Source organism: Methanothrix harundinacea 6Ac (genome assembly GCF_000235565.1).
Lineage (GTDB): Archaea > Halobacteriota > Methanosarcinia > Methanotrichales > Methanotrichaceae > Methanocrinis > Methanocrinis harundinaceus.
In genome coordinates this window covers 157967-171367 of the sequence record NC_017527.1, presented here as the reverse complement: position 1 = coordinate 171367, position 13401 = coordinate 157967, and the positions used below count along the sequence as shown (strand labels likewise).

At 60.0% G+C, this 13401-nt stretch carries 9 protein-coding genes; 8 read left to right on the top strand and 1 reads right to left on the bottom strand.

The window, feature by feature from the left end:
* The first annotated feature begins 58 nt into the window (after positions 1 to 58).
* The 3 genes from nrdD (at position 59) to MHAR_RS00760 (ending at position 6918) form a co-directional block, all read left to right on the top strand.
* Positions 59 to 3700: an anaerobic ribonucleoside-triphosphate reductase gene (nrdD, locus tag MHAR_RS12740; protein WP_048144200.1), complete on the top strand. Its 3642-nt coding sequence runs from the start codon at positions 59 to 61 to the stop codon at positions 3698 to 3700.
* A gap of 147 nt (positions 3701 to 3847) precedes the next feature.
* Entirely contained in the window at positions 3848 to 4024 is a 177-nt protein-coding gene (locus tag MHAR_RS00765) for a 4Fe-4S binding protein (protein ID WP_014585732.1), read from the top strand.
* Positions 4025 to 4248: 224 nt separating this feature from the next.
* The gene (locus MHAR_RS00760) at positions 4249 to 6918 is read left to right on the top strand and encodes a UPF0182 family membrane protein (protein ID WP_014585731.1); all 2670 of its coding nucleotides are present in this window, start codon (positions 4249 to 4251) and stop codon (positions 6916 to 6918) included.
* A gap of 148 nt (positions 6919 to 7066) precedes the next feature.
* On the opposite strand, the gene MHAR_RS00755 is transcribed toward MHAR_RS00760, so the two are convergent.
* Entirely contained in the window at positions 7067 to 7774 is a 708-nt protein-coding gene (locus MHAR_RS00755; protein ID WP_048144724.1) for a DUF116 domain-containing protein, read from the bottom strand.
* Between the two features lie 207 nt (positions 7775 to 7981).
* Between MHAR_RS00755 and MHAR_RS00750 the strand changes: the two genes are divergently transcribed.
* From MHAR_RS00750 to MHAR_RS00730, 5 genes are all read left to right on the top strand, one after another.
* Entirely contained in the window at positions 7982 to 8437 is a 456-nt protein-coding gene (locus MHAR_RS00750) for a 30S ribosomal protein S15 (protein WP_048144199.1), read from the top strand.
* Positions 8434 to 9726: a DHHA1 domain-containing protein gene (locus MHAR_RS00745; RefSeq protein ID WP_014585728.1), complete on the top strand. Its 1293-nt coding sequence runs from the start codon at positions 8434 to 8436 to the stop codon at positions 9724 to 9726. Before MHAR_RS00750 ends, MHAR_RS00745 begins: the two co-directional genes overlap by 4 nt.
* The gene (locus MHAR_RS00740) at positions 9723 to 9950 is read left to right on the top strand and encodes a KEOPS complex subunit Pcc1 (protein WP_014585727.1); all 228 of its coding nucleotides are present in this window, start codon (positions 9723 to 9725) and stop codon (positions 9948 to 9950) included. Before MHAR_RS00745 ends, MHAR_RS00740 begins: the two co-directional genes overlap by 4 nt.
* A complete protein-coding gene (locus MHAR_RS00735; RefSeq protein WP_014585726.1) occupies positions 9947 to 11434 on the top strand; it encodes a serine--tRNA ligase in 1488 nt (495 codons plus the stop codon). Before MHAR_RS00740 ends, MHAR_RS00735 begins: the two co-directional genes overlap by 4 nt.
* 416 nt (positions 11435 to 11850) lie before the next feature.
* Complete coding sequence (locus MHAR_RS00730) at positions 11851 to 13314, top strand: hypothetical protein (RefSeq protein WP_228369578.1); 1464 nt, start codon at positions 11851 to 11853, stop codon at positions 13312 to 13314.
* The last annotated feature ends 87 nt before the right edge of the window (positions 13315 to 13401 follow it).

The following is a 13401-nucleotide window of genomic DNA, read 5'->3' as shown; positions in this document are numbered from 1 at the left end:
GAGGGTTAACGGATATAAAAGTCAGCAGATCACGCTGGAGGGCGTCTCCCTATCGGAGATGCCGATGGTCAGAACCACCGACGGCCACCTGATGAGGTGGAACAGGGATGCGGTGGTGAAGCAGCTCCTCCGGGAGACGAAGCTCTCCGAGCAGTTCTACCGGATCCCGGGCATCTCCGAGGAGGAGGCGGCGGAGATCGCCCGGGAGGTGGAGCGGCGGATCCGGTGGATGGACGTCAAGTTCCTCTCCGGGCCGCTGGTGAGGGAGATCGTCAACGTCATCCTCCTCGAAAGGCACCACCTGGAGTGGAGGAACATCTGCACCCGGGTGGGGACCCCCGTCTACGACGCCCACCTCATCGACGTCGGCTCCGGCTTCGAGGCCCACGAGAACGCGAACCTCCAGGAGAACGCCGAGACGAGCCACAAGAAGAAGGCGGACAAGATATCGAAGGAGCAGTACCTCCTCCTCATCCCCCCCTACCTATCGGACCACCACCTCGCCGGCGACCTCCACATCCACGACCTGGAGTACTTCGGGACCCGCCCCTTCTGCCAGGACTGGGACCTCCGCTACTTCTTCTACTACGGCCTCATGCCCGACGGCTCGGGGACGAAGGCCTCCGTCGCGGGCCCCGCGAAGAAGCCGGAGGTGGCGATGCTCCATGCCGTCAAGGCCCTCGCCTCAGCCCAGACGAACTTCGCCGGAGGGCAGGGGTTCTACAACTTCCTCACCTTCCTCGCCCCGTACCTCGAGGGGCTCGACTACTCCGAGATCTGCCAGCTGATGCAGATGTTCGTCTACGAGATGACCCAGATGATGGTCGCCCGGGGCGGCCAGGTCGTCTTCTCCTCCGTCCAGCTCAGCCCCGGCGTCCCGAAGCTCTGGCGGGACAAGCCCGTAGTCTACCAGGGGAAGGTCTGGGATGGCGAGGGGGCTCCCCTCCGGACCTACGGCGAGTTCGAGAAGGAGGTCCGCCTCGGCTTCAAGGCCCTGATGGAGGTGATGCTGGAGGGGGACTACTGGGGGAAGCCCTTCAACTTCCCCAAGCCCGAGATCTCCATCGAGCCGGACTTCATGGCCGAGGACGATGGATTCAACGCCGCTCACCCCGAGGTCCCGACCTACCGGGACCTCTACCTCCTCTCCTTCCAGCTCGCCTCCAAGTTCGGCACCCCCTACTACGACAACCAGCTTCCCGCCTACCGGGGGGCGGGGAAGGGGATAAGCTGCTATCAATGTCTTGCTGAAGATGAATTGGTCTCTTTGGCGGATCCCGAGGGACAGATCCATGTAAAGCAGATCAGCGAAATTTTCTCCGAAGCAGAGGAATATGGCAAAGAGACGGACCCATTCGGCGTCGAATTCGTCCGATTCCAGGGCAGGACTCCCAGCGTCAACTTCGATACCCTTGAGGCCTCCCTGAGGGAGTTCAAGGGTGTTATGCGCCAGAGATGCGAGGGGGAACTGCTTAAAATCGTCCTCAAGTCAGGACGGCGTATAAGGGTGACACCCAACCATCCCGTATACGTTCTCGATAAGGGCAATTTCGTCAAAAAGCAGGCTTGTGACCTCAACGTCGGAGACTTCCTACCGCTTCTAACGGACGTCGATTTCGGGTTAGCTCCGCTGGCCTCGATAGATGTCGAGACGACTCTGTTGAAGGCAGGTTACGCCGACGAGATCGTCGTACATAATGAATCTGTGAACGTCAAAAATGCCAAGAAGCCCGGCCTGCCCAAAAATATATCCATAACCTCCGAATTGGTCCGGTTCTTGGGATATTACCTAGCAGAGGGCTGCAGCGATCAAAGTGGCAGAAGGTATTCCGTTCGTCTCTCTTTCGGCAAACATGAGTCCGGGCTGATCGATGATGCGATGGCATGCATCAAGAGTCTCGGACTTGAGCCTAAGGTCTCAGAGGAGAAGACCGCGACGAACGTTGTAGTCAACAGCAAGCTGCTTTATCTCCTGATAGATGCCCTGGGGTGTGGCCACGATGCCCACACCAAGTCTGTGCCAGATCTTCTCTTCAATGTAGACCCGTCCCTGGTGGGGGAGTACATATGTTGCGCATTCAGGGGAGACGGAAACGTCAATGTTCAGAAAGGAGAGCTGAACGGGCGCCCTCACACTGCTCATGTCATCCGTATTGGGCTGGTCTCGAGAGATGCGGTACAGAGGTTGATCTGGCTCGCTCAGAGGATCGGCGTACAGATGAACTACATGGTTCGCGATGAGACCGTCAGACACCCCCAGACCGGAAATCCTTATCGACTTACCAGTTATAGTTGCTACGTCACATCCCAAGATCAGATAGAGAACTTCTACAGCCGGACAGGCTACGGTGGATGCGCGGTTTCTGACGACCGGAAAGAAGTAGGAGGGGTTTTCACCAGGATTCCCATAGAGAATGCCGGTCTTGAGCACGCCGATCTGAAATATCCCTCTCAATACCGATCACAGGGTCACAAGTGCGTGAATCAGCGCCACATCGATTCTTCAGGCTCGCCCATAATCGAGCGGTTGATCGGCGGTGATGTCCACGTCCTGGAGATAAGGGAGATCGAGGTGGAGGAATATGGCGGGTACGTTTACGACCTTGTGGACGTATCCGAGACCCACAACTTCAGCAACGCCATGGGCATCGTAACAGGAAACTGCTGCGCCTATCAGTTCGCCGCCACCTTCGAGAGCGACGCCGCCTTCGAGGATAAGCTCCTCTTCAAGGAAGGGATGCACTTCTCCATGGGGTCCTGGCAGGTCGTCTCCCTCAACTGCCCCCGGGCCGCCTACCTCGCCCGGGGGGACGACGACCTCCTCTTCGAGTACCTCCGGGGGCTGATGGATACCGCCGTCGAGATCTTCAAGGTGAAGCGGGAGTGGATGAACCAGGTGATAAAGAACCGGAGGATGCCCTTTGCGACCCAGAGGCCTAAGGATCCCAGGACGGGAAAGAAGGGGACGCTGGCCGTCGACCTGGAGAGCCTCGTCTACACCATCGGGGTCGTGGGGGTGAACGAGATGGTCCAGTTCCATACCGGCTCTCAGATGCATGAGTCGAAGGAGGCCTGGAAGCTGGCGGTGAGGGCGATGACGGAGATGGAGATCTACGCCAAGGAGCTATCCCGCCGCCACGGAATGACGATCGCGTTGGCGAGGACCCCGGCGGAGACGGTAGTCCAGAGGTTTGCGGTCTCCGACCTCCTCTCCGAGAAGTTCCGGGACTGCGCCGCCCGGGTCGTCAAGGGCGACCTCGATACCGCCATGAAGAGGATCCACCAGACCCGGGACCTCCCCGTCTACTACACCAACGGGACCCACATCCCGCCCTCCCTGGACGTCTCGATCTTCGAGAGGGCGAAGCTGGAGCACATCTTCTTCCCGATCGTCGACGGGGGGAACATATTCCACATCTTCCTGGGGGAGTCGGCCCCCGATCCCCAGGGGCTGATGGACTTCGCCATGAACCTGGCGAGGAGCACCCAGATAGGATACTTCGCCTTCACCAGGGACATGACCGTCTGTCTCAGCTGCTTCTGCGTCTCGCCGGGGCTCAAAGAGGAGTGTCCGAGGTGCGGCTCCGACCATCTGGAGTACCTATCCCGGGTCACCGGCTACCTCCAGTCGGTGAGCGGATGGAACGAGGCGAAGAAGCAGGAGCTGAGGGACAGAAACAAGTACTCGGACCTGAGCTGACCCAAGGGTCTCGGCCTCGAAGCCTCCCCCCCCCGGCGGGGAGGAGATATCCCTCCCTTTTTATCCTCCCCTTCCCTAACGAAAGTTATATATCGTATATCCCGGACTCTAAATTTGCCATCTTTGGCAACTTAGGAGGAATTCGTAATGCCGGCAGTAGTCAACAGAGAAGAGTGTGTAAGTTGCGGAACCTGTGTCGAGGAGTGTCCAGAGAACGCCATCACCATGGACGACGAAGAAATAGCAGTGGTGAACGTCGACAAGTGCACCGAGTGCGGCAGCTGTGTCGAGGCCTGCCCCTCTGAGGCCATCTCCATCGAGTGATCGCCCCTCTTTTAAAATTTTTCTATAAAAAGTGCCGCGCCCTCTAACCCTCCCCGGTCCCCTGGCCGCTTCAGCCCACCGATGGAAGGGGAGGATCCCTGGCCATATCGCGGTTCTCATTCACGGCGGCGGACCCCCCGACGAAAGATATATATCGGGGCCAGCTGGTCTCCAAATATGTCGATGCCGGCGGCGGAGCATTGCCTAAATTTTGGAGTGTTTTTATGAGGCTTGAACGGTGGTTTTTGGGAGGTCTGATACTTCTTCTGATCTCTTCAGGCCAGATGGCGTATCTGATCACGGAATGGCGATGGTTCTCATCCCTCGGCTACTCCAGCGTCTTTTGGACGATCCTCGCCGCAAGATCGGCCCTCTTTCTGCTGGCGACGATGGCCTTCGGGGCGGTGACCCTCGCCAACCTGAGGCTCGTCGGGGAGAGGCCGAGGCAACTGGCGTGGATCGTGGTCTTGATATCGGTTCTATTCGGATTAGCTGCCCAGGCCGGCTGGGAGAGGGTCCTTCTGGCCCTGAACGCCCAGCCCTTCGGGGCGACCGACCCCCTATTCGGAAACGACGTGGGATTCTTCGTCTTCACCCTCCCCCTCCTCTGGTCCCTATGGTATGCGGTCTTCGCGGCGGTGATGGTCAACCTGGCCCTCGCCGCCGGAGCCTACCTCTACCTCCACGCCGACCGGCTGATCTTCGGCCCGGAGGGCGGGGATTACCTCGAGATCGCCCGGTCGATCCCAAAAAGGGCCATAGGCCACATCGGGGCCCTCCTGGGGGTCCTGGCCCTCCTCTTCTCCGCCCGGTACCTTCTGGATCGGTACGAGCTCCTCTTCACCGGCGGAGGCGTCGTCTACGGCGCAGGCTACGCCGACGTCTACGCCCGCCTCCCCTTCCTTTACGTCTTCGCCGCCGTCGCCGCCATCTCGGCCCTCCTCCTCTTCGCCTACGCGGCAGGGAGGAGATCCCCGAAGATCCCTCTGGCGATAGCAGTTCTGGTGGTGGGGGCGGGGGCCGCCGGGACGATATACCCCGTGGTGATCCAGCAGTACAGCGTCGCCCCCAACGAGCTCACATTGGAGAGGCCCTTCATAGCCCACAACATAAACTACACCCGCCTAGCCTACGGCCTCGACGACGTCGTGGTGAAGGACTTTCCGGTGGACTACAACCTCACCGGCGCCGACGTCAGGAGGAACGCCGAGACGGTGGACAACATCCGGATCTGGGACTGGAGGCCGCTGCTCACCACCTACAAGCAGCTCCAGGAGATACGGCTCTACTACGAGTTCCTGGACGCCGACGTCGACAGGTACGTCGTAGACGGGAGGAAGAGGCAGGTGATGCTCTCGGCGAGGGAGATCTCCACCGATCGGCTTCCCGAGCAGGCGAAGACCTGGCAGAACGTCCACCTCTTCTACACCCACGGCTACGGGGTGGCGATGAGCCCGGTGAATGCCGCCACCGAGGAGGGGCTCCCGGAGTACTTCATCAAGAACATCCCCCCCGAGTCGGAGGTAGGCGATATCCATAGGCCCGAGATCTACTACGGAGAGGGGCGGAAGGATTACGCCATCGTCAAGACCCAAGTTCTGGAGTTCGACTACCCCATGGGGGACCAGAACGTCTACACCACCTACGCCGGGACCGGCGGCGTCGTCCTCGATCCGGTGATGAAGCTCCTGATGGCCTACCGGCATATGAGCCCCAAGATCCTCCTCAGCAAAGAGCTGACGGGGGAGAGCAGGATCATGATCCACAGGGACATCCTAGAAAGGGCGCAGACCGTCGCCCCCTTCCTCGCCTACGACAGGGACCCCTACGTAGTCCTGGCCGACGGCCGCCTCTTCTGGATCATCGACGCCTACACCCTATCCGGCCGCTACCCGTACTCGGAGCCGTCGGGGCGGTTCAACTATATCAGAAACCCGGTAAAGGTGGTCATAGACGCCTACAACGGGACGGTCAGTTACTATGTCATCGAGGACGACCCCCTCATCAGGGCCTACGAGGCGATCTTCCCCGACCTATTCCAGCCGATCGGCTCGATGCCGGAGGGGCTTTTGGCCCACATGAGGTATCCCGTCGACCTCTTTCGGATCCAGGCCGGGATATACCAGAACTACCACATGACCGACCCCCAGATCTTCTACAACAAGGAGGACGCCTGGGAGACGCCGATGGAGATATACCAGGGGCGGAGCCAGCCGATGGAGCCCTACTACGTCATCATGAAGATCCCCGAGAGCGAGGTCGCCGAGGAGTTCATGCTGATCCAGCCCTTCACCCCCCGGACCAGGAACAACATGATCGCCTGGATGTCTGCAAAGTGCGACCAGCCGAACTACGGCCAGATCCTGGTATACCGGTTCCCGAAGGACCAGCTCGTCTACGGGCCGATGCAGATCGAGGCGAGGATAGACCAGTCCACTGAGATCTCCGAGCAGCTGACCCTCTGGGACCAGATGGGGTCCACCGTCATCAGGGGGAACCTCCTGGTGATCCCGATAGATAGCAGCCTCCTCTACGTCGAGCCGATCTACCTCCGGGCGGATGTGGGGGAGCTGCCGGAGCTGCGGAGGGTGGTCGTAGCCTACGGCAACAGGCTGGTGATGGAGGAGACCCTGGAGCTCGCCCTCGGCAAGATCTTCGACCTGGCGCCGGCGGCCCCCAGGGCTGGACCGGGGATGGGGGCGGGCGCCCTCACCGCCGAGGAGCTGATCGGGGAGGCGGGGTCCCTCTACCGGTCAGCCCAGGCGGAGCTCCGGGCCGGAAACTGGTCCGGCTACGGCCAGGAGATCGACCGGCTCGGGGAGGTCTTGAGGGCCCTGGAGGAGAGGGCGGGGGCGGAGCCCGCCCTGAGGGGATCTCCGCCTCCTGGCGCTTGAAGTTTCCAGGGGGTTTCCGGAGGAGGGGGCTGGAAGGTCTGATGGCGAAATCTTGGGCAGGGGCTCGGGCCTCAAGGCCGTCGGAGGAGAAGGGCGCCCAAGGCTTGCGTCCTCCGCTACGGCGGGGACGGCATCCGCCACCGGAGGGTCACATCCGGCTGAAGATCCCGATCTCCGCTTCCTCCTCCCGGGGTGGGGCAGCGGCCCGCCGGTCGGAGATGACCTCGTAGAAGCGGCCCCAGTCGAGGGTCGTCGAGACGCAGCCGTTCGTCAGGAGGGGGACGCCGATCGCCGGGATGTCGTGCCCCTGGCAGAGCTCGAGCCCCTCCTTGATCTCCATGGGGCAGCCGACGCCGACGATGGCCCTGGGCCGATACTTCTTGATCATCCTCTTAATGACGCTGGAGCCGGGGGCGAGGAAGAACCTGTAGCCCAGGTCTTCGGCGAAGATCTTGGCGGGGCCGACCTCGCACCTCCCGCAGTTGACGCATCGGAGGCCCTCAGGGGTGAGCTTGGCGGGGCAGTCGACGGATCGGAGGCACTGGGGGATGAAGATCGCCCTCTCGTCCATGGGAACCGCCTCGAACTTCTCGGCGTTGATGTAGTTTCGGAGCTTCACCCCCACATCGTCGACGATTGCGTCGTCGGCCCGGAAGGTTCTGAAGATGCTCTTGATAAGGCTCTCCAGGAGAGAGACGGAGATGAGCATGATCCTGGCCATGAAGAAGTGGCCGGTCTTGAAGGAGTAGGCTATCAGGGCGGCTCCGACGAGGGCGGCGGCGAGGACGCCTGCGGCGACTACGAAGACCGCCTTTCCCAGGAGGTAGAAGAACGGGTCCATGATGGGGGGGAGCATGAAGGAGAGATGGACGGCATGTATATATAAGGGGAGCCGGTCCACCCTGGCAGGAGCCTCCGAAGACGGGGTTCAGATCCCCCGGCAGCGATCGGATCTGACCCCGGAGGACGGGCGGCGGCCAAGGCCGCAAGCTATTTATCGCATGGTAGGGTGGAGTGGTTACCTTCGCCTTCATCTGACTTAGGATTATAATGAGGATTCGATATGGCCAGAATGCACACCAGAAGAAAGGGTTCCTCGAGGTCGAGGCCGCCTTTTCGATCAACTCCGCCCGAGTGGTGCGATATGAACAAGGAGGAGCTGGGAAAGCACGTCCTGAGGCTCCACGGAAGCGGCGTCGCCCCCACCATGATCGGGCTCACCCTCCGGGACCAGTATGGGGTCCCCAGCTCAAAGCCGATCCTGGGGACGAAGCTCACCCGCTATCTGAGGGAGAACGCCGAGGTGCAGGAGATCCCTGAGGACCTCGCAAACCTGATGCGGAAGGCGATCGGGATGAGAAAGCACCTGGAGAGCAACAAGAAGGACCTTCACAACAGAAGGTGGCTCCAGCTTACTGAGAACAAGATCCGCCGGCTCGCCAAGTACTACCGCCGGACTGGGAGGCTGCCGGAGAACTGGCAGTACAGGCCCGAGACCGCTGAGATGCTCATCACATGAAGCGGCTGGAGAAGCTGGCGAAGCCCGCCGCCAGCTCCCTCTTGGAGTGCGAGAACGTCAGGGTCATATCCCACAACGATGCCGATGGGATAACCTCCGCGGGCCTGATCTGCACCGCCCTCAGGCGGGCGAATATACCCTTTCATGCCACCCTGGTCAGCAGGCTCGACCAGCAGGTCATCGACTCCGTCGAGCCGCCGGTGGTCTTCTGCGACATGGGGAGCGGAAAGCCCCATCTTATATCCAAGATAGAGGGGGAGGTCTTCGTCTTCGACCATCATACCCCCGTCGGGGATATCGACTGCGTCCACGTCAACCCCCACCTGGTGGGGGTCGACGGCGCCTTCGAGATGAGCGGCTCGGGGACGGTCTACACCGTCGTCCGGGAGATGGGGGATAACGTAGACCTCGCGGGCCTCGCCCTGGTGGGGGCCCTCGGCGACCGGCAGATGATGGTGGGGGCGAACAGGACGATCCTGGAGGAGGCGGCGGCCTCGGGGGTGGTGTATGTGGCCCCCGGCCTCAAGATGGACGACGGCCCCCTGGTGGAGGTCCTGGCGGGGTCCCTCGACCCCCTCCTGGAGATCACCGGCGATCCCGGGAGGGCGAAGGCCTTCCTCGAGGAGGTCGGAGTATCCGGCGAGCTTCCAAGGATTGGCAGAAAGGAGCTCTCCCGCCTCTCGACCGCCCTGGTTCTCAAGCTCCTCCTGCAGGGGAGCACTGCCGCCGACTCCGTCGTCGGTGAGACGATCAGGCTGAAGAGGGAGGTCGTAGAGAACGCCTTCGAGCTGATGTGGATCCTCAACTCCTGCGGCAAGATGAAGGAGACGGGGATGGCCCTCACCCTCTGCATGAGGGATAAGGCCTTCCTCGGGGAGTGCAGGAAGATCGACCGGGATTACAGGGCCCAGATCTTAGAGGAGGTCCGCCTCGTCCAGGAGCGGCTTCGGGAGACGGAGAACCTCCGGTACGCCGTCCTCAACGAGATGGACGCCGCGGGGGTCGTCTGCGGCCTCTCTGTCAGGTACCTCTACGCCGATAGGCCTATGCTCATCCTTAACAGGTCCGAGGGGATCGTCAAGGTCTCGGCCCGGGGGAACCGCCTCCTCGTATTCTGCGGCCTGGACCTCTCTTCCGCCCTGAAGGGGGCGGCAGAGGCGGTGGGCGGGAACGGCGGGGGGCACAGCGTCGCCAGCGGCGCCTCGATCCCCCTCGGATCGGAGGAGGAGTTCATAGCCGCCGTCGATGGGGCGGTGGGCCGGCAGCTCTCGGAGGGGAGGAGGAGATGATCCGGTCGAGGCTGAAGTTTGAGGGGGAGGGGGCGGAGGCGGCGGCATCGTCCCTCCATCCCGACAACCTCCCGGGGATGAAGGTCGTCGTCGGGGACGGGGAGTTTCTGGTGGAGTTCTCCGCCGAGAGGGCGGGGACGATCCTCGCCACCGCCGACGACCTTATCATGAACGTGAAGATCGCAAGGGATCTACTGGATAAAGTTGAAGAGGTGGGGAGTTGAAGTTTCATCTGGAGGCGAGCTTCAGGCTGAGCGCCGACGCCGGCGCCGCCGAAACGGAACTCAGGGAGTTCTTCAATGGTGCGGCCGACCTTCTGAAGAAGGGGGCTGCCGGCGGGAAGGGGGCTGAGGTGTTGAGCTGGAACCTCGGCGAGGCCGAGATATCCGTCGTCATCGAGAGCGACCGGTACGTCAGGGCCCACGACGCCCTCCTCCGGCTCCGACGGCCCCTCGCTGATCTCCTCGGCAAGAAGTACAGGGTCGGGGTGAGGGGGATCGAGGTCGCTAAGTACGAGATCGAGGTTGAATCGAAGATCTCCATCGATCACAAGATACCTCACGTCCGGGAGATGGTCCACCGGGACGGGACCTTGACCCTCTCCCTGGACGTAGACGAGGCGGACCTGCGTAACCAGGTCCCCGACAGGATAGTGAGCCTCCTCGACGAGAAGATCCAGGCGGAGGGGTACGGCGGGAAGGCGGAGCACTGGGAGCTCCTCTGGCAAAGTCCAGAACGGCCGGCGAAGTTCGAGGGCGACCCCACCGAGGAGATGGTCGGCCGGGGTTGGATCAAGCACGGGGCGAGCCGGGGCCAGTGGATCTACGGCCCCGAGGGGACCCACCTCTTCCGGGCCTTCGAGAGGATCGTCCTCGAGGAGATGATAGGCCCCCTCGGCTACCGAGAGATGATCTTTCCGAAGCTCGTCCCCTGGGAGGTATGGAAGAGGTCCGGCCACGCCCTGGGGGTGTACCCGGAGATCTACTACGTCTCTCCCCCCAAGACCCGGGACCCCAAGTTCTGGGAAGAGGTGATGGACCACTACAAGGTGACAAGAGAGGTCCCGGTGAAGCTGATCAGGGAGAAGATAGACGATCCCATCGGCGGGATGTGCTACGCCCAGTGTCCCCCCTCCTGGGTCTTCTTCCAGGGGAGGACCCTCCCCAGCGACGACCTCCCCATCAGGATCTTCGACCGGTCGGGGACGAGCCACAGGTATGAGAGCGGCGGGATCCACGGGATCGAGAGGGTGGACGAGTTCCACCGGATCGAGATCGTCTGGATGGGGACCCAGGAGCAGGTGAAGGAGGAGGCGGAGAAGCTCAAGGACTGCTACAGGAGGATCTTCGAGGAGATCCTGGAGCTGCGGTGGCGGATGGCCTGGGTGACCCCCTGGTTCATGGCCCAGGAGGGGAAGACGGGCTTATCGGAGATGACTGGGGCCGGGACCGTCGACTACGAGGCGCTCCTACCCTACAACGGCTCCTGGATCGAGTTTCAGAACCTCTCCATAAACGGCGACAAGTACCCCAGGGGGTTCAACGTCAAGGCCCAGTCCGGCGACCCGCTATGGAGCGGCTGCTCCGGCGTGGGCCTGGAGCGGTGGGCGAGCGCCTTCCTCGCCCAGAAGGGGCTGGACCAGGAGAACTGGCCCGAGGCCTTCCGGGAGCGGTTCGGGGAGATGCCGAAGGGGATCAGGTTCCTCTGATCCCCTTCAGCGGCTTTTTTTTAGTGGTCCATCCGCGGTAATGAATGGCCCCTCAGTAAGCCGATTTTTGCACTAGAATCATGGCGGCCAACGGACCTAACTGAACCATCAAAAGACTTCCGCTGTTGAAGTGACTTCGAGTTAGCTTTCTGGAACTCGTACCTTGGCATCACGCCAATTGAGTTTGAAGATATTTGTTGCGGGACGCCAAATGAGCCATCTTGTAAAACTCTGGCCCGATTCAATCAAAGTTTGTATTTATAATAACTATCTCAGAGATTTAAAATCATCTCTAAGAGACATAAATGGCCCATAAGATCTTGATTCTCCAGTGCAGGTTCCTCAATGTGGAGAAAGTTTTTAATAGATTGGGTCGAAATATATAGGCCGGAGGGATTTGGCATATGCGACGTTATATGCTGCTCGCAGTCGGATTCGCCGTGTTGATAGGAACCGGCCTTGGAGAGGATGTAGATATTGGAGACGTGGAGGCTTTTAAGCAGGCCCTGGAAGTGGATGGATTCACCGTACAGCAAGGTGGACTGGGTTTTTTTGATTTTATGAAGCTATATGATAGTGGGGTGTTGCCTTCTGTATACGGAAACAATCCCGCCACGAAGTATTTGTTGTATCTAGTTCCACCAGCATCAGGTCACGAGGTCACTGGAACGATCTCTGAGATAATTCAATTTCTTGGAGTGAACTCAAAGGTAACTCCTTTCTGGAGTCTTCGCCCAGATGAAGCCGTTGTATTCGTCGGAAGGACACCACCGGAGTGCAGATACTTCAGTCTCGACCAATTCTTGATGGAGAGGACATATGGAGATGAGACCCGATGGATCTTCGCACCTTTCGGCGATACGGTGAACAACATGGTCATAAACACCGAAGGGACTCCTGATGGGTCTCCTGGAAATCCCTACGATCAAACCACCATAGTAGTCAGCACAGCCGATAAAGGGATCGATCAAAGGATCCGCGCGGCTGCCCAAAACGCGGGATACTCCGAGGGCATAATTAACACCCTCGTGCTCCCCTCGGCCATGTTGAACCTGGGTGTGGAGAACGACTCCGATACATTTGCCGTATTCATCCGTGGATCTCTATTCGCAGATGAGCAAGCCGGCAACGACTACATCGATAATAAACCCGCAGCTGTCTTCCGCATAACTCCCAATGAATCCGCAGAACCGGATCCGTATGATATGCCGGAGATAAGGGTCCAGGGGACGGGAACGACAGAGTTTGACCTCATGGACGACCTCGAAGAGCTGAGGATTGCGATTCTTGACAGGTATGCTGATCTGAATGCCACAGAGCTTCCCACCAGTATTGGGCTGAATGCAGGCACCGATTATATTCAAACAGGATTCGACGGCTATGGCCCTACCAACGATGCCCTCTATCTATGGACAGCAACCCAAACGATAGCTTCGCAGACACCTCCTTTCCCTGATCTTTCACAGTACTACAGTTACCTGCAAGATTCACCCATTACTCTGGCCAATGACACCAATGAGTTCATCATCGTCTATGGGGTCAACCACGTAGCCACAGGAAAGGCGACGTACCAGAACTTCGTCCCATACGGTGCAGATATATGGAACGGCGTTGGGATGATCACTGACCAGGATTTCAATGGAACTGCTGAGGAGTACCTCCCTGATAATCCCGATGCGAAATACCTCTACGTCTATAAGATCGCCAGGAATTGTGAAGGCGATCCACACTGCTATGAGCTTCCCTATGGCAGGGGTGGCTACGGCATAGATCTGGACCAACCGCTCTTCATCGCCTGGAGGATGTATCTGGAAGAGGCTACAAAGACAGGGCCATCTTACTCGGAGATCGTGTATGATAGGGCCATAAAGTTCGAGTAGGGGGATACCAGGACAAGAGGGCATCCTGGGGGATGCCCAACTCCAATTTTATTATACTTCTTACCGTCGGTTTCAACGCCACAATTG